Below are 21,504 nucleotides of genomic sequence, written 5' to 3'. Positions count from 1 at the left end.
GAGACAAAAAAGTGCTTAAAACGTCTAAAGAATCAGGTTTGCAGTGGTTTTGGCATGAAGTTTGTAGTCATGTAAACATCACTTTTCTACTTGACATACTAAAAATTAGTCAACATAATGCTTCTTATGTGTATTACCATTGTTTTGTTTCAAATAAAAACTCTTGTCATTAAAGTACACTTTTATCAGTATTTCTTTATTATAAAATTCCACAGGTGAAAAAATAATGGTATGGATCTCCTGATATACAGAATGAAAAGCAGTTGCTAATCTTCTAAAGTTAATATTAAATATTAAAATAACAATCAGGATGCTAAGATGGAAGTTACCACAATTGGTATAGATATTGCAAAAAGAATTTTCCAAATTCATGGTGTAGATAAAAATGGTAAGACGGTATTAAAGAAAAAATTAATGAGAGATCAAGTTTTAACATTTATGGCTAATTTACCAAAATGTTTGGTAGGGATGGAAGCTTGCGGCGGAGCTAGTTACTGGGCAAGAGAAATAACTAAATTGGGGCATACAGTAAAACTAATGGCAGCACAATTTGTCAAACCGTATGTTAAAACTAATAAAAATGATCAAGCTGATGCAGAAGCTATATGTGAAGCGGTAACAAGACCAAATATGAGGTTTGTACCAATTAGAACTGTAGAACAACAAGATATTTTATCAATTCATCGAGTAAGAGAGAGATTGGTAAAAAATCGTACTGCCCTTGCTAATGAAATTAGGGGTCTACTACATGAATTTGGTTTTATTATTCCTCAAGGGATCAATAAGGTTATGACAAAATTAACCGAGATTTTAGATGAAGGAAATTTAAGCCAGCTGGGTTATCAAACATTTAGTGAACTGAAAGAGGAATTTTTGGATAATGACAAAAAAATAAAAGAGATAGAAAAAAGATTAAAAATAATAGCTAGCAACTTAACTCAATATCAACGATTAACAGCTATACCTGGTCTTGGTTTAATTACTGCTACTGCTTTAATAGCATCAATAGGTAATGCTACAAGTTTTGAGAATGGTAGGCAATTATCGGCATGGTTTGGATTAGTGCCAAGGCAGTATTCCAGTGGAGGGAAAGATAAGTTGCTTGGAATTAGCAAGCGAGGTGATGTTTACTTGCGTACTCTATTGATCCAAGGAGCTAGAGCTGTACTAAATGCCAAGATAAGATTTACATTGGAAGAACAAAAATCTAAAAAAGATTTTAGCAAATTTACGCAGTGGATGTTTAATTTATCTGAGCGAAATGGACATAATAAAACAGTAGTTGCTGTAGCTAATAAACTGGCAAGAGTGGTGTTTGCAGTACTAAGGTCAGGGGATGATTATGTAGAGAGTAAAGTTTGTAGCACAAAGCTATTATAATTAACATAAAATAAAATAAATAGTGGTTTATTAATTAATAGGTAAACAAAGAATATGTAAGAGATTCCAACCCGGAATATGCGTGAGATAATAATATTGATGGTAAATAAGACAAACCTTAGCTTACAAAGAAACTGGTGACTACAATGGCTCTTTGAAGCCGATAAAATGATAAGTATATAGTAAATTTGTAAGCCAGCGAATTCCATCAGGGCTGTAGGATAAATTACACATAATTTATTAACTATAAGCCGGATACATGTATGCATTTGCATTTTTGCTATTAGATGTTATTTTTTTCTTGCATTTTACAGGAGGTTCATACATGTAGTCAGTAACGAGAATTTAATTCTACACTCCACTCGTCGCATAATACTCACGTTCTATAGCATAATTTCTGCTCATATTTATCTCGAAGATGAGTCGCGATGACAACTATTTATTTCTATAATTTAGTATTTTCTATCATTAGTTGGGACTTTTAAACTGCCCTGTTAACCAATGTGGTTGAAGTTAAGTATAGTCAATTCATATGATTATCTTTTATAACCGTCAGCAAAGAGTTTTTTAAAACAAGAGCTTTTTCATTATATTTTTTAATGAAGTCAGGTAGCTTAGAACAAATTATATCAATATTTTGTTGAACCTTTTCTACGGCATTAAATATAGTTAACGGACAGTCAACACGGTTAACCGTTAACATATCACGTAAAAATTCATCATCATAAACATCCGCTGTAGGACCAACTAAGCAAGGCACTCCTAAACCTAGGCTTTCTAAAACTATCATAGGGGAACATTCCGAATTAGTAATGTATAAAGTTAAATTAGTATTTGCCATCAATTTTATTAATTCTTTATGTGGTAAATTCTCAGGAAAAACTTTAAGTTCTACATCTTCCATCATCCAAGAAGCATATTTATTGTTATCAAAAGAGAAATTAGTATAACAACAAACTCGATCTTTAAACATACTTATCGCCGCAAATTGAGGGTAGAGATTCTTGATCCATATGTTTGATGTACTCCATATACCAATTTTAAATTTACCTAGTAAATTTAAAATTTCTCGGGAAATTATCTTTTTTTCTAGCAACAATGGTATGAAGTTTTGTAATAGATAAGATTGTATACCATTGGCTATAAGAAATTGTTCTAGACCACTTTTCAGAGTAACAATGGCTTTAATTTTATGCCGCTTATATAAATTCAACCATCTATAAAAAATTTGGCAATGACCAATATTTACCCATTGGGCAGGAGAACCATGCCATAAATAGTAGATATTTAAACAATTATCCCCTTTCATTTCATGTAGCTTCTCTACTAATTGAATATGAACATCAAGCCCTCCAGATATAATTAAGTTTTTAATACCTGTCTTTATAAGTAATTTTGCTATTTGAGTAATAACTTTGTCAGGTAAATACGAGTTAATATAACTTATCAAAACGTTGAGTTTCCCCATAGGAAAAGGAATTGTTTTATCAAATAATCCTTTAGTGGAATTAGCAACTCCAAGAAAAATGCTAGGATAAATTACATAAATATCATCAATATCTTTTTGTCCTAGAGGCAGCGGATATAGATTTCCATCGTTGCTGGAATGACATCGATCTTGATTTTGTCCTTGATATTTGATTATAAAATTTTTAAAATTATCATAGTCATTTTTTGAAAAAAAAGAATAGAACATAGTAATTATTCGTCTAACAGACAACTTAACCCAAGAATATTTTAGAAGAAATCGTGCTATTTCTTTAAGAAAGGGGGGAAAAAGGATTTTTGAGAGTAGTCTATACGTTACAAAGGAAGAATCTTTATTATTAACAAGCTCTATATTTCTTAAAATTTGTTGTTTTGTTTGTAATATCTGTTTTTTGGTATGATTGTTTACTGAGTCTTCTATAAATGAATACCATAAGTTTTGCATTTGAGTTTTATTTGCAAAGATTTCCTGATAAGATAAACAGTTTTGTTGTTTAATCTTTGCTAATAGTTCCCTTTCAACATTTAATTTTTTTATTGCATTTATAAATCCTGTATGATTCCTGTTAATTATAAATTCATGCTGCACCTCAGGTAACACCTCCCTAGCAATACCTACATCCGTAGTGATAATTGCACAACCAAATGCCATAGCTTCAATGATGGTTAGCGGCGTTCCTTCTTGCACAGATGCTATTAGCAAAATGTCTGTTTTTTTTAAAATCTCCCAAATTTCTTGTTTAGAACGTATTAGCTCATTTTTATCCACTATACATCTTTTGATATGAATTCCATCTTTATCAAGCTGTTCTAGTGCCGGTATAATTACTGTTTTTAGACCTTTATAATCAGGAGTACTACTATGCCAACTTCCCCAAGAACTATTACCAATCCATGTTACAACTAAACTTGCATGATCTTCATCATGACTTGATTCCACATCATGAATTAGTACATTATCATAAATTACTTGCCAAGGCTTTGGATAATCTATGATATTTGCATAAATATCATATAATCTTTTAGAAGTAGTGTAGTAGTTATCAATAAATTGGAAAGTTGGTAAATTTTTTAATATTTCACTTTCACTTTCAATAAATAGATGATCAGGTATGCTAGTGGTAATGGTAGTATTTACTAATATTTCTCCTGTAGCCTTACTATTACTAGAATTATCTGCTATGCTTGTTAGTAATTCTGTCAGATAGCCACGATAGAAAAAATGTATTAATTTAATAGAAGTATATTGGTTTAATTTGATTAAAAAATCCTTATATATTTTGTAATCACAGCTGTAAATAATATGACAATCATATTGGTCACTTAGTAAAGATTGAACATATTGAGCGACGTTATCAAAAGCCCATCCCCTAACATCAGATACTAAAATCAGGGTTTCTTTTGAATTCATAAATTTACACTAAATAACTCTAATAATCCAGCTTCTAACCCATATACTGGCATATAATTTAAAAGTTGCTGAGCCAATTCTGTGCTGCCAACAGAAATATTTATATTCCCAGCCTGACTTGGTAGATATTTTATCCCTTTAACAATAGCAATCTTATTAATTAGTTGAATAAGTTCATTTATAGAATAGGTACGTCCCGTGCAAACATTTAGTACAGGGGCTGAGGTACTCGCAATAGACAAGGCTCTAACGCACATATTGGTAACATCTGAAACATGTATAAAATCACGACTTTGATTACCATCACCAAAAACAACCAACTCCTTACCTTCTTCTACTTTCTGTTTAAATATTGATATTACACCAGAGTAATCAGAACCTCTAAGTTGCCCTTTACCATAAACATTAAAAAGGCGTAAGCCACAGGTTTTAAGAGATTTAAGCTCACCAAAAACCTTAGCTTGCAGCTCACAGGCTAATTTATCCACTGCATAAGGAGAAAGCGGGTTTACCTTACCATTCTCTTGTAAAGGAAAGTCACTTACTGTACCATAAACAGCAGCAGATGATGCATATATAACTGGTATATTCTGTTTACTTGCCTGAAGGAATATATTAATAGTTCCCGTTAAATTCACTTGATGATTGTGATACCAATTATCAATTGATTCCTGTACATTTGCTATCGCTGCAAGATGGAAGCAACCATCAATATTTCTAAATAGTTTTTCTAAAATATCTTGATCTAAGATATTCCCTTGAATAAATTCAACATTTTTATTAAACGAATAATTAAAATTACCTGTTGAAAGATCATCTAATATTACAACCTGATTGCCTTCTTTTACTAGTAAGTTAACAAGATGTGAACCGATAAAACCAGCACCTCCAGTGACTAAATAATTTGACATATGGTATTAGTGCAGTTAATTTTTATGATATAATTAAGTGGGTATTTGCTCTATGGTATTATTTATAGAATTATTATTAAGAAAAGCAAATGAAAAAAATTATCATTTTCACAAATACAGATTGGCACTTTTATGCCCATCTTCTGCCAATTGCTTTAACCGCTAAAATGCAAGGCTATGAAGTTAAAGTATTAACAAATATTAGTGAATTTAAAGATAAGATAGAACAGCATGGTTTACGAGTAATTCCAATTTCAATAAAGCGTGGAAGTATCAACCCTTTTACTGATTTAGTATTATTAAGCAAGTTAATTAGCATATTAAATAAAGAGAAACCGGATATATTGCATAATTTTACTATAAAACCAATTTTTTATGGGAGTATAACTGCCTTCTTGTGTAGCATATACTCAAAACAGAAGAGTTTACCGCAAGTTATTAACACTTTTGTTGGTATGGGTTTAATTTTTATAAGTAGTAATTTTTTGCTAAGATTAGTTAGAAGCATTATAGTTAGAATAATATCTATAATAGGATATTATAGAAGCATGCTATTTGTCGTACAAAACGATGATGATTTAGCCTTACTGGTAAAATTAGCTATAGCACCCAAAAATTTAATTGTTAAACAATGCAGCGTTGGTATAGAAACTGAAAAGTTTCCTTTTCTTCTAGAACCACTAGGTAGTAAAATAGTGGTGGCATTGGTAGCTAGAATGATTGTTGATAAAGGTATATATGAATTTATATATGCTGCAAAAATATTAAAACAAAAAGGTATAGATGCTGAGTTTTGGTTAGTTGGCGAACCTGACAAAGATAATAAGCAATCAATAGCACAATCAATATTAGAAGACTATCAAAATCTAGGATATATCAAATATCTTGGTTATCAGAAAAATATAGAAAAAATATGGAAAAAAGCACATATTGCAGCATTACCTTCCTACCGTGAAGGGCTAAGCCGTAGTCTTTTAGAGGCTGGGGCATATGGTAGAGCCATTATTACTACTGATGTCCCAGGTGGTAGAGAATTAATACAAGACCAAATAAACGGATTATTAGTTAAACCGCAAAATACAGAAGATTTAGCAAGAGCTATGGAGCTATTAATCACTATGCCTCTACTTAGAAAACACCTAGGTAAAAAAATTCGACAAGATATTTTAGAAAAATATGACTCTAAATTAATCTCCGAGAAAATGACTAATTTTTATATAAACTAATTTTTAGATTTGGTATACTCGGTGAACTCCAAGAATTGGCGTTCCCGCGACCAAAGATCTGCGCTGCTCCGTTACTCATGTACGCTACGTCGCTCGACTTTGCTACTGCCTAGCTCTTCTTGAAGTTATACTATCGTCTACCAACTCTTCATTTACGAGCAGTATATCACAATTTAACAATAAACCAAGTAGTAGCATAAATGGCAGTTTTAATGGATGGCAAGAAACTAAGGCAGGTTTTTAAAAACTTATGGGTAAAACCCCAATTCGGGATAAGAATTAGTTAATTCTTATCCCGAATTGGCTTTAATACAAGGAAAAATGCATTCTTAAAGCGGTTTTGCGAATGCATTTTAAACCTTTCTAAAGCTAAAAACATGATTTTAATCTTTTAAAATCATGTTTTTAGCAAAATATTAATTTAACAATCAGATGCAGAGCCGTCTCAAATCTGATTGTTTCAATAATTTTACCGAATTTGGGATAAGAATTGACAAATTCTTATCCCGAATTCGCGTGTAAAGATATGATGTGTACAATGATGACTATATTATAAAAAATCTTCAGACACTGTATCAATTTCACCTGCAATATGAAGCGATTCAGCTTGCTGTGGGTCACAATTGTTATAAACTGTATCTGAATTTTCATCTGAAGTAATGGATTTTGATTCAGTGTCCTTTGTTACATTTTTTGAAAAAATTGAATATCCTGCTACACTATTACGCTCAACAAGATACTTGGTCTCACTGCGAATATTCTTAAATTTTTTTTCTAGGACTTCTAATAAAGGGTTACACTCAGGCAGGCTATCATAGCTGCTTGCAGAGAGATACAACCATGCTCCAGTATTAATATTTGGATCATCTATAGCTTTCCCTAAAGTTTGAAGAAATCCTACACTATTGAATCCCGCAGTTTTAATTAACTCACTGAGAATATAGCTAAACACATATACGTCACAATCTCTAACATGATGAGTGCTAAGAACATAAAGAGAACTAATATCATAATGACTCTTAAAAAGCGTTTCACACTTCTCAACATTACCTGTCTTTATTGTATCTAACAAATCTTTCTTAGAGCTAAAACTTGAAAATAAATTACTTGTATCAGTATATACCTTTATTAATTTCATTTAAATGTTCATCTCCCAAATCTACATATTCTAGTTCTTTCTCTATCCACTTTAGCATCTTCTTTTATCAACCTATTATTTGTTTACTTGGTTGATATTTATACACTATTCTTCTACTACTTACAACTTAGGGTAAAGATATGACTATATGTACACCTAGCATGCTCACCATTCATTTTCAAGTCCAATTCGTAGGATCATTTGAGTATATCATCCCCCCTTAGTCTGCCCTACTCCCTTTCCTCCACTACTAATTCGAAATGCCTCACTTTTATTTTTACCTAGAAAATCTTTAAAATCTTCTTTTGTAAACTTAAATTCAGTAATATTCTTTGCTGGACTTTTACTTGTATCAAATCTCTGATCTTGTTTTTTATCAATAGCTAATAATTCTACAAAATCATTTTTAATTTTACTCGGTGTTGTTGGATTATTTAAGGTCTTAATCAGTGATTCTATAGACTTGGTATCATTTCTAAGTTCATTATTGCGTGCAGTTGCTGCAACTATTACATACTCTTTTAATACAGCCTTGTTATCTTTTCCCTTCCAGCGTTCTTCCGTACAAAAAGATAACAATGTGTCAGCTTTGTCTTGATGATTTCGCATAACATCACGATCTTGCCAAGAGTTCTTTTTTTTAGTTTCTTCCGCTGGAGCTATATGATCTAATAGCTTATTAAAAAAAGTTTTATTCAAATTTTCATTATCATAAACTTCATAAACATTTAGGAAAAATTTTTGTTGTTCAAATGTTTTATCTACCCCTTTACCAAGTTCAAAATTATCTAAATACTCCAAAGTCTGAAAACGACCTTTAATATGTAAATAACCTGCATATTTTTCAGCATCATCAAAGCTGAGAGTAGATATACCTTGAGTATCTAATGTAACCGTATTTAATGCATTCTCACGTAAATCATCAAAAGTCTTTTCATTAGTTTTTGTGTATATAAAATTTCCACCAACTTTAGCTAGCATTTTATATACTACATCAAGTAAAAATTTCACTAGGACATTTGGACCTTCAAAATTCTTGGCACTATATATAGCAATATTTGCTGAATCATCCATACCACTACCGAAGGCAAGAGCTAAAACCCTACCTTGCTTTTTTGCTAGGGTAACATTCTCAAAACCATCCAACTCTTCCGCAACATCGACTTTACTGTCATTTTCAGGGAAATAGCCTATAGGAGTATTGTCTCTATACCCCCCATCGACATACTCGACACCATCAATTTTTACAGGTTGAAAAACTAAAGGAAGAGAAGCGGAAGCATGGCAAGCTCTAGCAATTGGAACATCAGGAGTATTTTCAGCACTAAAAATTTGCAAAGTACTATCATCTCGCCTTACTGCAGTAATCAATAAGTCTTTAAATTGCACTGGATCAAGAAGTCTTAAAAGAGCTAAATCCTTAAAAAGGAGTTCACCACCCTTTTGACATTTGTTTGTTAATTCAATGAATTCTTTACCATTAGATTCTATTATAGCTTGAATTTTCTTGGATTGTTTTTTAAAATCTTGTTCCTGAAAATCTAAACCTCGAATATTTTCATTTATATCAGCAATCTGCTGACTATTATTATCATCTTGTTGTTTTAATGTTTCAATCTTATTTAAAAGATCTTGCCTTTTTTTGTCTAACTCTCTCAGTTCTTCTGAAATCCTTTCATGTCTCACTGTAGCAAGTTCCACAAAATTCTTGCCTTTTAAAAAATTATAAGCACCTTTTCTTATAGTCTTATCTACAAGCTCGTATAATGGAGTACCATCTTTACTAAGCGGCACCGGACCAATTGAAAATCCTTGAGTCCCAAGTAAATCTTTGAAGTTTGTATTTTTTGAAATAGCTTCATATTCTTTAGGTGGTATACCAAATGCAGTCACTGCAGCAGCTATTGCCCCTGCCGATGATCCTGCAACTGCTTCTAACCCTTCAATTACTTTAGATTCATTCAAGCCCTCATAAACACCAGAATATCCAGCCCCCTTAGCTCCACCACCACTAAAAACTACATATTTAAAAGGACTTTGCTGCCTTTCTTGCATTTCTTTTTGTAACTTACTCATAATCTTTACTCAATTATTATAAAATTCTTATATAATTTCACCTTCTAGTATAGTCTTTCCGCTTAGTAAATTTAGCAGAAGACAAGAATACTCCAGTTCCTATGCCTAACAATACTGAAACAGTGAAAATACTGGCAATCATAAAATGCCCCAACACAGCCAAAACTACAGTAGTAATACAGACCATTATCATGAATATAATACTACTTATTCTACCTTTTTTTGTTACGCTTTCATAAACCTCAATACTTTTAATATCCATCTGATGTCTATGTACTTGCTCTTTTTCTGCCATGGCAATTAGCTTTGTCAATGTTCCTGGATAAATATTTTCATATTCTGCCATTAAATCTACAGGTGGCAAAACATGTGCAAACTTCTTACTATAGAAGCTATTATCAGACTCCTTAGGATTACTAACTTTTAAATATCCTTTGTTCAACCTATTGTTATTAGCAAAAAAACTTTTACTATCTTTCATATTATTTTCTTATTTCTTGAAATGTTGAATTAATATCTTTTTCTACCCTAATAAAGTATTCAAGTAAATCTATCTCTGGCTTTTTTCTTACTGTCGTTTGAGATATTTTAAATATACTAAAAAAGCCTATTAGGAAATGTCTTACAAATTCTTTATTCATTTATTCTCATATTAAATTTATTAACTTATTACTATCAAATTCAGGTTAACTAGAGTGATTATAACAAAGCTTTAAGAAAAAAGGGAGAAATAATCTTTAGTTTTGATAAAAATTATTTTTTAACCCCAAGTATCGATGTAATAAATTATATAGTAGGCTCAATTAATCATCGCCATTAGGGGAGATGTCACCGCCATTATGTCATCCCAGCGAAAGCTGGGATGACATCAACCCACAACTGCTTGAAAGTTAAAAAATCGTCTATTAGCTAGGAGCCCGTAGGTTGACGAAGTAATCTATATGACAAGCTTCATGGATTGCCACGCTCACGCACGTTCGCTCGCTAATAGACGTATAGGGAAACTGTATTTACTAACTTTTGACAGTTATGACCAAAGTGACTCCTCGCTAATAGCTCTAGGCTATTCTCCCTATAACTTTTAAATGTTATACGTAAGGTGAATTACTCATTAAATTGCTCTTTAATAATTCGATTTTCAAGGCTATTTTTTTTATCAAATAATAACTTTATCTTCTTGTTTTTTACAGATTTAATTAATACTGACTTAATATTATCAAACTCTTGAAAATCTGCAGCTGCATTTACTGGTCTTTTATTACTTTCTAAGATTTCAAACTTTATAGTAGTAGAAAATGGTAGTAACGCACCATGCCAGCGTCTTGGACGGAAAGGACAAATTGGTGTGAGGCATAATACGTTTGACTCAAGTGGCAAAATAGGACCTCCAGCAGATAAGTTGTACGCACTACTGCCAGCTGGGGTTGCAACCATTGCCCCATCAGCTACTAATTCACTCATACGCTCAACTTGATCAATTTCGATCTTGAATTTAGCAGCTTGGTTGGTTTTACGAAATATTGATACTTCATTAATAGCTAGGGCAGTATAGGTTTTATTGTCTATGCTTTCTGCTTGCATTTTTAAAGGATATAAATGAGAAATTATAGATTCTTGTAAATTATCCATTAATCTTTCAACAATAACTGGATTCATTAAAAACCCAATGTTACCAGAATTAATTCCATAAAAAGAAACATCAAGATGCATATAACGATGTATCGCATGTAGTAATTCCCCGTCCCCTCCAACTACAACAATTATTTCTGCTTCTTCTACCTTACAAAACTTATAAACTAGTTCAAGCTGTCTAACTAGTCCTAATGATTTTGTAGAACTATTATAAACAATCGCAATTTTATTTAAATTAATTTTAGTTTTTGCCAACATAAATACAATAAATGATTAATTGTTAATATAACAACACAAGAAGCCAGTACATCACTTAAAAAATGCCCTCCCATTAATATACGACTTAGTCCAACTAATGTACCAAAAATCAATGTAATACTGTAAATTCTTGAGAAAAATATCAAAGGAGCAACATAAGCAAGATTAGTTAAGCTATACCCCATAGCTGCATGGCCTGATGAAAATGAGCAATTATGTAAACATTCATTAGAGATTGAGAAGGCTCTAGTAAAATTTTTTGTACCATTAAACTCTTTAATCTGCAGCGGACGGGCCCTACCAAAATTTTCTTTAAATATATAATTTACTAGTAGCCCAGGACCTATTGCTGTAGATAAAATTATATAAATGCTTCCTGAAATAATAAGCCTATTAAAAGTTTTGTACTTAACAATTAAGTAAAGTAGGTATAATAATATTACTATAGTCAGTAGTTTAGTTAATATGGGAATAACTTCAAATAATGATAGTACAATATTATTGTTACGATAGATAAATCCATTATTGCTGTCGTAGAATAATTTTGAGAAATCTATATCCAAATTAGGAAATAGTATAGTTAATAATAAAACTATACCAAAGGTGAATATACTAGTATAAACTAAATTAGTATTAATCATAGACTAAAAGCCAAAAATAAGTTATAAAAGTATACTTAAATCCTACATCATATAGAAGTTAATATGTCATTCAACATTAAAAACCATAAAAATGATTTACTATTTTTACCACTTGGTGGTGCAAATGAAATAGGCATAAATGTCAATCTATATCATTATCAAGGAAAATGGTTGATGGTCGACTGCGGTAGCGGTTTTGCCGATGATTATTTACCAGGTGTTGACATGATAATTGCTGATATTAGCTTTATTGAACGCTATAAAAAAGATCTAGTAGGTTTAGTTCTAACTCACGCACATGAAGACCATTTGGGAGCAATCCAATATTTGTGGAGTAGCCTAGAATGTCCAATATATGCCACTACCTTTACAGCAAATTTTCTAAAACTTAGATTAGCAGAATATGATTTTGCTAAAACTATAAAAATTCATGAAGTAAAGCCTTCGGCAAAAATAAATCTTGATCCATTCCAACTAGAGATGATACCGCTAACCCACTCAGCTCCAGAAATGCAGGCGATTATGATACGTACACAAGCTGGCAATATTCTCCATACAGGAGACTGGAAATTTGATAATGATCCGGTACTTGGTAAGAAAGCTGATGAAGCTCTACTAAAATCTTATGGTGATGAAGGGGTTCTAGCTTTAGTCTGTGACTCAACTAATGTATTTAATGAAGGAACTTCTGGCTCGGAAGGAGACGTACGTAAAAGTTTAGTAGATATTATCGCAGGTTGTCCTCAGATGGTTGTGGTAACAACTTTTGCCTCAAATTTGGCTCGTCTTGAGACCCTAATTCACGCAGGTCAGATGGCAAAAAGAAAAGTTGTCCTATCGGGAAGAAGTTTGCATAGAATTTTGCTTGCAGCACAGGAAAGTGGTTATATGAAAGATATTGCCCCTTTGATCGATGAACGAGATATAGCAAGATTTAAAAGGCAAGAACTTTTAGTTATTGCTACTGGTTGCCAAGGTAAGCCTCTAGCAGCTACTGCAAAAATGGCAAATAATAGTCACCATAGTATAAAGTTAGCTCCTAAAGATACAATCATATTTTCTTCAAAAATTATTCCCGGCAATGAAAAGAAAATTTTCCGTATGTTTAATATTTTTGTAAGGTCAGGAGTTGAAGTGATAACTGAACGAGATCACTTTGTACATGTTTCTGGGCATCCAGCAATTGACGAACTCAAACACATGTACTCTCTAATTAGACCTCAGATTTGTGTACCAGTGCATGGTGAGCCGGTACATATACATGAGCAAGCAAAATTAGCTCGTAAAAATGGTATAAAACACGCTATTGAGGTAGAAAATGGTAGCTTATTATTACTTGATCCTCATAATCCTCGTATTTTATCCAAGGTAACAACAGGTTATTTGGCTGTTGACGGCAATTATCTTTTACCAGCAGAATCATCAATTTTTAGAACTCGTAGACGTATGCGTGATTCTGGTATAGTAGTGGCAAGTTTGGTAATAAATAAAAATGGTAGCCTTAGTTGCAGCCCTATTTTATCTATGCCGGGTCTCCTTGACTCTGACGATGATGCACAGCTAATTAATATGATTAAAGATGATATTACTGAAACGATAGAAATTCAGAGAAAATCAAAAGGTAGCATTCTCAATGAACAGATTGAGAATGCTGTAAGGTCAGCTATTCGTAAAACATTGAAACATGAGATAAATAAATCACCCATTATCATAGTCAATGTGGAAAAAGCTTATTAAAAACTAGTTTATTAATCTAGTTTATTGAATGCAAGTTAACTAAGGAGATATTATGAAATCACATAGTTTTACATCTGATGATGCTGCACAAAATATAGAGCAAGACTTACAATATATAGCAGAGTCCTTTGATCCTAAACATGACAAAGATTATCAAAAAAATCCTAAGTCTCGTGAAAAACAGGTTAACAAGGATATAAACCGCGGTGTATTTTATCTTGAAACCCAAGATGGACAGCTAGTAGACTTACTAGCTAAGTGTAAGTTAGGTAAAGATCAGGACTATAAGGTAACTTATCAAGATATGCATGATATATTAACAAAGGATTATCATTTATCAGAAACACAAACAGAATATATTTTAGCTGCAACTCACCAAGGTAGTCTAGCTGCTGCTACAGCTGGATTCACCCCACTAAGAATTAAAGCATCTGCTCACTATGGATATGATCCTAGAAGTGAATGGCTAAGAGATGGTAGTATGTCCAAGATCACTATAGATAAAGATCATAACGTATCATATATCGGCGGACAAAATATCATGTTTGATTGTAGTATGAGTGCTTTCTCTCCACATAGTGACCTTAGGAAGATGATGGGTACGAAATTTAATAGCCAAGATTATATGGCTGTAAATATTACCGCTACGTTAGGAAAAGCAGGAGATTCTGAATTAACACCGCAAGTAGTAATTGATGTAGCTGGCACTGGTAAGATTGCTGATCGATTTATTAGTGATATACAAGCAATCCAAACAAATTGTAAGAAAAAAGACCCTCAAGCAATTATTGATAGTAATAAGGCTTTATCGAGAGAGTTATTAACTGTTCCTCTTAATGAGCAACAATATAAAACAGATATGAAAGAAAGAGTTGCAAAAATCATATCAGATGAAGAAGTAAAGCCGCAAACAATAAGCACATTTAAAAAAGCAAATGGTGCTACAGAGGCTTTATCTGACATATTGATAGAGCGAATTGATCAAGCAATCAAAACTCAAAAAGATACAAAGACAGGGAAATTAAGTTCACAGTCCATTAATGACATTGCTAAAAAAGCTGCGGAACAGTTAAATAAGTTTATCGATAATCCAAATAAATATACAGTAAAGAAATTTACTAAGCAATTAGTAAACGATCGAGCTGAATCATCGAATACGATAATACCAAGGAAAAATTTTATTAAAAGAATTTGTGAATATTTAAAAGACAAATGGCATGGATACTCTGATGACAAGAGCAAACTACCATTGGCTGAACAATTGAAGAATGAAGCAAAATTTGTCGGGCAAAAAGCAAAATCACATATGTCATCTAAAGCACCAACGTCACCACCTCCACATAATGAAAAGACGAAAGCTAAAGGAAGAGGGTAGGAAATTTTTAATAGACTTCTTGCAACCTCAATTTCGGATTAATTTCATTAATCCGAAATTGGAATGAGAAAGTAAACAATCAGGCTTAAAGCGGTTTGACGCCTAATTGTTAAATATTTCATTTGCTAATAATCTTATTTTTATTGATATAAAAATAAGATTATTAGCGATAATAGATTAAAATGCATTCGTACCAGCCGCTTCAAGAATGCATTTTTCTGATATTATAGCCAGTTTTGGATTAAAATTAAAAATTTTAATCCAAAACTGAGGTTTGTAGTAGTAGAATTATGTAAGAACTCTAATCTTTGCATCAGCTGGTCTAATATATAACGGCTCTATGGAGTTAGAGAAATTGGGCTTCCTTATTTTATCGGCTATATATTTACATATATGCAGTGCCTTAACTCTAGTAAAACGAGGTAAAATTGTTAAATTTTTTATATCCCTAATCTTGTCGTATATCATCTCTACCCCGTTACCTGCACAGACATTAATAGTAGCATCTTTTGTATTTAATAATTCCACAGCTTGGTCATAATTTATCAGTGATGGAATAGAAGCTTGTTCATTTTGGTCAAAAACTTGGCTATATAATTGCCCTCTATATGCATTGAGAAAAATAAAAATTTTATTATAATTTTTTACTTGCCTGCTAGCCATCCACCAAGAAAACTCAAAATTAGATATAGTACTGCCTATTATATCTGTACTTAGCAACAAGCCTTTTGCCACTGATAGCCCTATTCTAATGCCTGTAAAACTGCCAGGACCGTTTGTAACGGTCAAATAATCTAGATCATGGTAAGATATCTTTGCTATTTTCAATGCTTCTTCAATCATTGGCACTATAGTTTCAGCTTGCATAGAAGACCTTAATTCCTCAATATAGGCTAGAATAACCTGATCTTCAGAGATTGCAACAGATGCACTATTATTTGCCGTATCAAATGCTAAAATTTTCATTTATAATATAATCAACATTTCAAGTTTTGTAAGTATACTCAATTATAATAACAATGGAAATAAATAGAACAATTTTTAGACTGTACGACATTCGTGGCAGCAGTCTAATAGATATTAATCCAACTATTGCTTATAAAATTGGCTTTTGTTTTACCAAAATGCATATATCCAAGCAAGGGAACGAAATATTTATAGGACGTGATGGTAGATTAAGCTCCCCTGCCCTTTACCATGCTTTGGTTAATGGCATTATTTCAGCTAAGGGAAAGGTTACCTCAATAGGCATTGTCCCCTCCCCTGTTTTATATTTTGCTGATAAAATATTTAAGCCACAAGCTAGCATAATGATAACAGGATCCCATAACCACAAAGATGATAATGGCTTTAAGTTGTTATCACAAGGCAAGCCTTTTTTCGACCAACAAATACAAGATTTACTGAATAATATTCTAAGTCAAGATTGGTCCACCAATCTTATTATACCAAAAAAATTTCTAGCACTAAGTAATATACGCAATTTAAATGTTATCGATAAATATCTAGATAGGATTTTGCAAGAAATAACTATAGCTCCTCAAATAAAAGTCGCATGGGATCCTGCCAATGGTGCGGCTGGCAATATTATTGACTTATTAGCATTAAGATTACCTAACAAAAATATCGTTATAAATTCGCAAATTGATGGTAATTTTCCTAGTCACCACCCAGATCCAACTATTCCCAAGAATCTAGAACAACTAATAGAGATAGTTAAGATTCAGGATTGCGATATTGGTATTGCATTCGATGGGGATGGAGATCGTATAGGCATTGTAAGTAAGAAAGGACGAATAATTTTAGGCGACCAAATCCTTGGTATATTAGCAAAGGATGTAATTGATCAAAATCCAAATGCAACTATTATAATGGATATCAAATCAAGCAGTAGCATATTTAATCAGATTAAGTCATATGGCGGAAACGTGATAATGTGGAAAACAGGTCATTCATTTATCAAAGATAAGATGCAAACAACTAAGGCGTTACTTGGCGGTGAAACTAGTGGTCATATATTTTTTGCTGATAAATATTACGGATATGATGATGCAATTTATGCCGCCCTACGGTTTGTTGATTTATTATCAAGGTCAAAAAAAACTTTGGACGATATGATAGATGAGTTACCTAAATGTTATAATACCCCTGAAATTAAGATTTCTGTACCAGATAATCTTAAATTTGATATTATTCAGCAAATAAAAGAGGATTTAAACAGCAGAAATATCAGTTTCAACGATATTGATGGTATAAGGGTTGACTCACATAATATGCCCAATGAATTTCAAGTCAATAAATTTCAAGGGTATGCATGGTGGTTACTAAGAGCTTCTAATACTGAAGATAAAATTATTGCTAGATATGAATCAGATAATTTGGAAGAACTAAATAGTATAAAATTAGAGCTTTCATCTTTACTAGCCAAATATGGTTTGAAGCTATAGCTAACCCAAAAAAATTTTAGCATATACCCCAATTCGGGATAAGAATTAGTTAATTCTTATCCCGAATTCGCGTTAAGCACATATTTTAGTTACTCAATAACACTATGCACTTCATACTTTACGCAAGTTGTCTTGATAAATACGATAAAGATTTATAATTGTTTGCTCATAATCAATAAGTTCTTGTATAGTCCAATTAAAATGGGTAAAGATGTCGTACGCTTTATTTAGCTCAGTATTAATATCAGCTACATTCAATATACCAGTAGGCAGTAACTCTCTTATCTTTGCTGCCTGCGTCTTTTTATATTCATCGTGATTTGCTGTACCAAATTCTGCTATATCATGCATCTCATTGGTTCGTACCTGCATTTCCACATCACGTCTAGGGTTGCCGACACTCGTAACAATATGCAAGGAACGATAACCATTATCTTTAGGATAATCAATATAGTTCTTTTTCTCTGTTGTTTTAACAGAATAGATACCACAAATAATATCCAACACTTTATAACAATATTCTAGCTTATCAACTATAAATCTAAAAGCCACTAGATCCGTTAATTCGTTAGTCTTTAGTATCATCTTATTTAAGGCAGAACAAGGGTCTTTTAATCTATAATATGTTGCTGCTGCTATATCATTTTCATTTAGCTTAGTACTAATAATATCAGCTATTTTACGTAAATCGTTAGTATCTTGAGATTGCATATTTGATATTCTAGTTGTAGTGAATTTGTTTTTAAAATAATATTATGGTAGTCTTTGATGCTAACAAATAAAAATAAGCTTGTCAATTGCTAGAAAATCATTTATTGAACAAGTATATAGGCAATTATACCTACTAAGAGTAAACATATACAACCTAATGTGTTTGGTACTCAAGCATAGCAAACAAAAAAACTCATAATAAATTATTACAATGGCTACAAAGAAGCTGAAGCATGATGAAGTTGTTAAAGCAGCCACAGAATCTCGACCTGCAGCGGACGATGATGTACGTGAGGAGCAGAGTACCGGAAGCATGAATAAATTACCAGCAGAAGTAGAGTTTCGAAAGAAGTCTAATGAACTAACCTTAATTACGGGACTTATACCATTTCCGAAAACTAATCATCACGTCGTCGTACTTTATGATCTCCACTCCTCACGTACTAGTTGTACGCGAAGGTAGCCGACACTCGTACTCCGAGTAGCAATTTAGTTTTGGAAAATGGTATTATTTAATCCCATAAAATTCTTTAGCATTTTGTAGTATAATACCAAATTCTTCGTCATTAGGTGTTGCAGGTGTTGCACCTTCAATAAAAGTACCACCAATGACTCCTACATCATTAACACCAGTATTTGGCATATGTTTTGGGAAAATATAAAAATCACGTTCTACTTTCTGTCCAGACGTAGTTTTGCCTTCATCCCAACGAGTCAAAATCATATATTGTAGATCTTTAGGATTTTGATCTTTAAGCATAATCAAGTGACCTTGGACTGACACCAATTTCTCATCATTATTAAGCTTACTAGCACCAAGGCCAGTACAATTGAAGATAAATTTTCCATCAAGTTCAGCAAATGAGTTAACTTTTTTCTGTACAAACTTAATATTTTTACTTCTTAAATATTCGTCAAGTTCTGCCATAAGTATGCCTGTATCCATAAAAATACCGTCATCATATACAATCATCTTCCTTGTCGTACCATTATCAAAATCAACTGTCACATCTTTTGCTGGATTCATGACTTTACCAACATAAGGCTCTAAACCAGATTCTTCCCGAGTTCTAAAATAAGCTGGAATAATGATAGCTCCTTCCTTAAAGTGTGGATGCTGTTTCTTAGCGATTGACGCATAAAATTTATAAGCATCAATTTCTATTTTCTAGAGAACTGTCTGTATTTCTTGACCATTATCCATAGATACTGGAGCAAGTAAACCACCCGCATTATTAGAAGCCAGTCCATCAAATTTTTCTGCAACAATCGTAATATTCTTAAAACCTTTTTGTTCTAAATCATAAGCTGTAAACAATCCCAAAAAGCCTGCTCCAATAATGGTAATTGGCGTATCTTTTGTAAGATCAGTTGCATATTTTGAGTTTATAAGTAAGTCATTAACGTACTCAGCAGAACCAAGTCCAAGAGTCCAGCCACTACCACCATGTCCATAGTTATTAGCGATTATTTTACTATCTTTTTCCTCTAACTCATTTTAGGAGAACCATGTCTCATTGGACGATAACAAAGTATTTTTTGTCCCAAATATGCAGTGTCTAATTTTGGTGGAGTAATTTTTCTAACCTCACCACTAATTGCCATTGTTAAAGTTGGTGTTATAACCATCAGAGTAGCCATGCAAAGTACCTTAATTTTCTTGAGCACAATTGTAACCTTATAAAAAAATTTAATTTAGAGTTAAGACGAGTTAATATAGATATTGGTGCATTTAGTAAAGAATAATTGTATTATTCTACATACAAGAAAAGTAAAATTTCTGTATTAATGTCACAATATTAATTATATGGTGAAACCGTGGTGGATGATGATGTATACTCGATGAAAATCAACAATTGTGTTGTCGTTGTCCAAGACCTGCGGTACTAATGTACGCTGTGCTCCTCGTCTTGAACACTCCTAGCACTTGTTGATTTTGATTTTCGTCTACCAACTCTTCATTTACGAGCAGTATAATACAACAAACTTTACCATATATAAATAATTTTATAAGTTGAATTTTAGGTAAACTTATTTATTTTAAATTATAGTTTTTACTCAAAATATTCTTAATTTATGATTCCAAAAACATGACCATAGATGAAAAAATTTATATTACTATATGCGTATTATTTGCAATTCTCATTGTAATAGGTAATTTAATATATCAAAAGTTTGTTTTCTTACCAATATTACCTTTTTATACTTTTGAACTTTCTGTAGGTGCGATAACATACCCATTAACATTTTTACTTACTGATTTAATTGTTGAATTTTATGGGAAAACCAAAGCTAATTTCTGTGTTAAACTTGCACTAGCTATGAATATAATTGTTGTATTAATTATAGCAATAATGGATAGGTTAAATGCCACAGAATGGTCTAAAATCGATAATATAACTTTTCATAAGGTTTTTGGGTTATATAGTATTGCTTTCATAGGCTCAATTATTGCCTGTTACACTGCTCAACTTATTGATATTACAATTTATTTATGGATACGTAAAGTCACTCATGGTAGATGGCTATGGCTTAGGAACAATGGCAGTACAGCAATTTCGCTATTTATAGATACTTGTATTGTTATTAGCTTCATGAGTATATTTGGAGTGCTACCAATAGATCGTATGTGGTCACTTATAGTGAACAGCTATTCATTTAAACTTTTCTTCACAATATGTAGCACTCCTTTATTTTACATAGGAGTTAGCATAATAAAATATGTTACTAAATATAAAAGTTAATTTTTTTATTCCCCTATAAATTGTTCTCGTATCTCACACAAGTCATTTTTTACTTACATCTATCAATACTCATCTTCGAGATAAATATGAGCAGAAATTATGCTATAGAACGTGAGTATTATGCGACGAGTGGAGTGTAGAATTAAATTCTCGTTACTGACTACATGTATGAACCTCCTGTAAAATGCAAGAAAAAAATAACATCTAATAGCAAAAATGCAAATGCATACATGTATCCAGCTTATAGTTAATAAATTATGTGTAATTTATCCTACAGCCCTGATGGAATTCGCTGGCTTACAAATTTACTATATACTTATCATTTTATC

20 protein-coding genes are annotated in these 21,504 nt (G+C 32.1%); 8 read left to right on the top strand and 12 right to left on the bottom strand.

Going from position 1 to position 21,504, the window contains the following annotated elements; genetic code table 11:
• Positions 1–11: 11 nt before the first annotated feature.
• Both AAHN03_RS05885 and AAHN03_RS05880 read left to right on the top strand, forming a co-directional pair.
• Positions 12–173 carry a hypothetical protein gene (locus AAHN03_RS05885; RefSeq protein WP_341761148.1) on the top strand — a complete coding sequence of 54 codons (162 nt, stop codon included), beginning with the start codon at positions 12–14 and terminating at the stop codon, positions 171–173.
• Between the two features lie 145 nt (positions 174–318).
• Positions 319–1,380, top strand: coding sequence for an IS110 family transposase (locus AAHN03_RS05880; RefSeq protein ID WP_342278432.1), 1,062 nt, complete (start codon positions 319–321; stop codon positions 1,378–1,380).
• A gap of 523 nt (positions 1,381–1,903) precedes the next feature.
• Here AAHN03_RS05880 and AAHN03_RS05875 read toward each other — a convergent pair.
• Positions 1,904–4,279 carry a glycosyltransferase gene (locus AAHN03_RS05875; protein WP_342278447.1) on the bottom strand — a complete coding sequence of 792 codons (2,376 nt, stop codon included), beginning with the start codon at positions 4,277–4,279 and terminating at the stop codon, positions 1,904–1,906.
• A complete protein-coding gene (locus AAHN03_RS05870; protein WP_342278446.1) occupies positions 4,276–5,190 on the bottom strand; it encodes an NAD-dependent epimerase/dehydratase family protein in 915 nt (304 codons plus the stop codon). Before AAHN03_RS05870 ends, AAHN03_RS05875 begins: the two co-directional genes overlap by 4 nt.
• 89 nt (positions 5,191–5,279) lie before the next feature.
• On the opposite strand from AAHN03_RS05870, the gene AAHN03_RS05865 reads away from it, so the two are divergent.
• Positions 5,280–6,416 (top strand): glycosyltransferase family 4 protein, encoded by a 1,137-nt coding sequence (locus AAHN03_RS05865; protein WP_342278445.1) that lies wholly within the window; start codon positions 5,280–5,282, stop codon positions 6,414–6,416.
• 550 nt (positions 6,417–6,966) lie between these two features.
• On the opposite strand, the gene AAHN03_RS05860 is transcribed toward AAHN03_RS05865, so the two are convergent.
• The 5 genes from AAHN03_RS05860 to AAHN03_RS05840 form a co-directional block, all read right to left on the bottom strand.
• Positions 6,967–7,554: a hypothetical protein gene (locus AAHN03_RS05860; protein ID WP_342278444.1), complete on the bottom strand. Its 588-nt coding sequence runs from the start codon at positions 7,552–7,554 to the stop codon at positions 6,967–6,969.
• Between the two features lie 210 nt (positions 7,555–7,764).
• A complete protein-coding gene (locus tag AAHN03_RS05855; RefSeq protein WP_342278443.1) occupies positions 7,765–9,630 on the bottom strand; it encodes a patatin-like phospholipase family protein in 1,866 nt (621 codons plus the stop codon).
• Between the two features lie 37 nt (positions 9,631–9,667).
• Positions 9,668–10,111 (bottom strand): DUF2335 domain-containing protein, encoded by a 444-nt coding sequence (locus AAHN03_RS05850; RefSeq protein WP_375331075.1) that lies wholly within the window; start codon positions 10,109–10,111, stop codon positions 9,668–9,670.
• A gap of 623 nt (positions 10,112–10,734) precedes the next feature.
• Positions 10,735–11,502, bottom strand: a complete 768-nt coding sequence (locus tag AAHN03_RS05845) for an NAD kinase (protein WP_342279199.1) — start codon at positions 11,500–11,502, stop codon at positions 10,735–10,737.
• Positions 11,493–12,161 (bottom strand): phosphatase PAP2 family protein, encoded by a 669-nt coding sequence (locus AAHN03_RS05840; protein WP_342278442.1) that lies wholly within the window; start codon positions 12,159–12,161, stop codon positions 11,493–11,495. The genes AAHN03_RS05845 and AAHN03_RS05840 overlap by 10 nt, the downstream gene beginning before the upstream one ends.
• 63 nt (positions 12,162–12,224) lie before the next feature.
• Here AAHN03_RS05840 and AAHN03_RS05835 point away from each other — a divergent pair, with 63 nt between their 5' ends.
• Entirely contained in the window at positions 12,225–13,898 is a 1,674-nt protein-coding gene (locus tag AAHN03_RS05835) for a ribonuclease J (protein WP_342278441.1), read from the top strand.
• A 52-nt stretch (positions 13,899–13,950) separates the two neighbouring features.
• Positions 13,951–15,273: a hypothetical protein gene (locus AAHN03_RS05830; RefSeq protein WP_342278440.1), complete on the top strand. Its 1,323-nt coding sequence runs from the start codon at positions 13,951–13,953 to the stop codon at positions 15,271–15,273.
• A 288-nt stretch (positions 15,274–15,561) separates the two neighbouring features.
• On the opposite strand, the gene tsaB is transcribed toward AAHN03_RS05830, so the two are convergent.
• A complete protein-coding gene (gene tsaB / locus AAHN03_RS05825) occupies positions 15,562–16,239 on the bottom strand; it encodes a tRNA (adenosine(37)-N6)-threonylcarbamoyltransferase complex dimerization subunit type 1 TsaB (protein ID WP_342278439.1) in 678 nt (225 codons plus the stop codon).
• Positions 16,240–16,292: 53 nt separating this feature from the next.
• Between tsaB and AAHN03_RS05820 the strand changes: the two genes are divergently transcribed.
• Positions 16,293–17,720 (top strand): phosphomannomutase/phosphoglucomutase, encoded by a 1,428-nt coding sequence (locus AAHN03_RS05820; protein WP_342278438.1) that lies wholly within the window; start codon positions 16,293–16,295, stop codon positions 17,718–17,720.
• A gap of 111 nt (positions 17,721–17,831) precedes the next feature.
• Here the strand turns inward: AAHN03_RS05820 and AAHN03_RS05815 are convergent, their stop codons facing one another.
• Positions 17,832–18,431 (bottom strand): bifunctional (p)ppGpp synthetase/guanosine-3',5'-bis(diphosphate) 3'-pyrophosphohydrolase, encoded by a 600-nt coding sequence (locus tag AAHN03_RS05815; RefSeq protein WP_342278437.1) that lies wholly within the window; start codon positions 18,429–18,431, stop codon positions 17,832–17,834.
• 211 nt (positions 18,432–18,642) lie between these two features.
• Between AAHN03_RS05815 and AAHN03_RS05810 the strand changes: the two genes are divergently transcribed.
• Positions 18,643–18,894, top strand: a complete 252-nt coding sequence (locus AAHN03_RS05810) for a hypothetical protein (protein ID WP_342278436.1) — start codon at positions 18,643–18,645, stop codon at positions 18,892–18,894.
• A 45-nt stretch (positions 18,895–18,939) separates the two neighbouring features.
• On the opposite strand, the gene AAHN03_RS05805 is transcribed toward AAHN03_RS05810, so the two are convergent.
• The 3 genes from AAHN03_RS05805 to AAHN03_RS05795 form a co-directional block, all read right to left on the bottom strand.
• Positions 18,940–19,440 carry a hypothetical protein gene (locus AAHN03_RS05805; protein ID WP_342278435.1) on the bottom strand — a complete coding sequence of 167 codons (501 nt, stop codon included), beginning with the start codon at positions 19,438–19,440 and terminating at the stop codon, positions 18,940–18,942.
• 159 nt (positions 19,441–19,599) lie between these two features.
• Positions 19,600–19,755, bottom strand: a complete 156-nt coding sequence (locus tag AAHN03_RS05800) for an FAD-dependent oxidoreductase (protein WP_342278434.1) — start codon at positions 19,753–19,755, stop codon at positions 19,600–19,602.
• 164 nt (positions 19,756–19,919) lie between these two features.
• Positions 19,920–20,099, bottom strand: coding sequence for a hypothetical protein (locus AAHN03_RS05795; protein ID WP_342278433.1), 180 nt, complete (start codon positions 20,097–20,099; stop codon positions 19,920–19,922).
• A 422-nt stretch (positions 20,100–20,521) separates the two neighbouring features.
• On the opposite strand from AAHN03_RS05795, the gene AAHN03_RS05790 reads away from it, so the two are divergent.
• Entirely contained in the window at positions 20,522–21,175 is a 654-nt protein-coding gene (locus AAHN03_RS05790) for a queuosine precursor transporter (protein ID WP_341761044.1), read from the top strand.
• Positions 21,176–21,504: the final 329 nt, after the last annotated feature.

It is taken from the genome of Candidatus Tisiphia endosymbiont of Myopa tessellatipennis, assembly GCF_964031105.1.
In the GTDB taxonomy this organism is placed as follows: Bacteria; Pseudomonadota; Alphaproteobacteria; order Rickettsiales; family Rickettsiaceae; genus Tisiphia.
The sequence above is the reverse complement of the archived record's forward strand: the minus strand, read 5'-3'. Positions and strand labels throughout refer to the sequence as shown.

Excerpts from the sequence above, each read along its gene's own strand:
- AAHN03_RS05880 (WP_342278432.1), top strand. The coding sequence starts at position 319 with ATGGAAGTTACCACAATTGGTATAGATATTGCAAAAAGAATTTTCCAA.
- AAHN03_RS05875 (WP_342278447.1), bottom strand. The coding sequence starts at position 4,279 with ATGAATTCAAAAGAAACCCTGATTTTAGTATCTGATGTTAGGGGATGG.
- AAHN03_RS05870 (WP_342278446.1), bottom strand. The coding sequence starts at position 5,190 with ATGTCAAATTATTTAGTCACTGGAGGTGCTGGTTTTATCGGTTCACAT.
- AAHN03_RS05865 (WP_342278445.1), top strand. The coding sequence starts at position 5,280 with ATGAAAAAAATTATCATTTTCACAAATACAGATTGGCACTTTTATGCC.
- AAHN03_RS05860 (WP_342278444.1), bottom strand. The coding sequence starts at position 7,554 with ATGAAATTAATAAAGGTATATACTGATACAAGTAATTTATTTTCAAGT.
- AAHN03_RS05855 (WP_342278443.1), bottom strand. The coding sequence starts at position 9,630 with ATGAGTAAGTTACAAAAAGAAATGCAAGAAAGGCAGCAAAGTCCTTTT.
- AAHN03_RS05850 (WP_375331075.1), bottom strand. The coding sequence starts at position 10,111 with ATGAAAGATAGTAAAAGTTTTTTTGCTAATAACAATAGGTTGAACAAA.
- AAHN03_RS05840 (WP_342278442.1), bottom strand. The coding sequence starts at position 12,161 with ATGATTAATACTAATTTAGTTTATACTAGTATATTCACCTTTGGTATA.
- AAHN03_RS05835 (WP_342278441.1), top strand. The coding sequence starts at position 12,225 with ATGTCATTCAACATTAAAAACCATAAAAATGATTTACTATTTTTACCA.
- AAHN03_RS05830 (WP_342278440.1), top strand. The coding sequence starts at position 13,951 with ATGAAATCACATAGTTTTACATCTGATGATGCTGCACAAAATATAGAG.
- tsaB (WP_342278439.1), bottom strand. The coding sequence starts at position 16,239 with ATGAAAATTTTAGCATTTGATACGGCAAATAATAGTGCATCTGTTGCA.
- AAHN03_RS05820 (WP_342278438.1), top strand. The coding sequence starts at position 16,293 with ATGGAAATAAATAGAACAATTTTTAGACTGTACGACATTCGTGGCAGC.
- AAHN03_RS05815 (WP_342278437.1), bottom strand. The coding sequence starts at position 18,431 with ATGCAATCTCAAGATACTAACGATTTACGTAAAATAGCTGATATTATT.
- AAHN03_RS05810 (WP_342278436.1), top strand. The coding sequence starts at position 18,643 with ATGGCTACAAAGAAGCTGAAGCATGATGAAGTTGTTAAAGCAGCCACA.
- AAHN03_RS05790 (WP_341761044.1), top strand. The coding sequence starts at position 20,522 with ATGACCATAGATGAAAAAATTTATATTACTATATGCGTATTATTTGCA.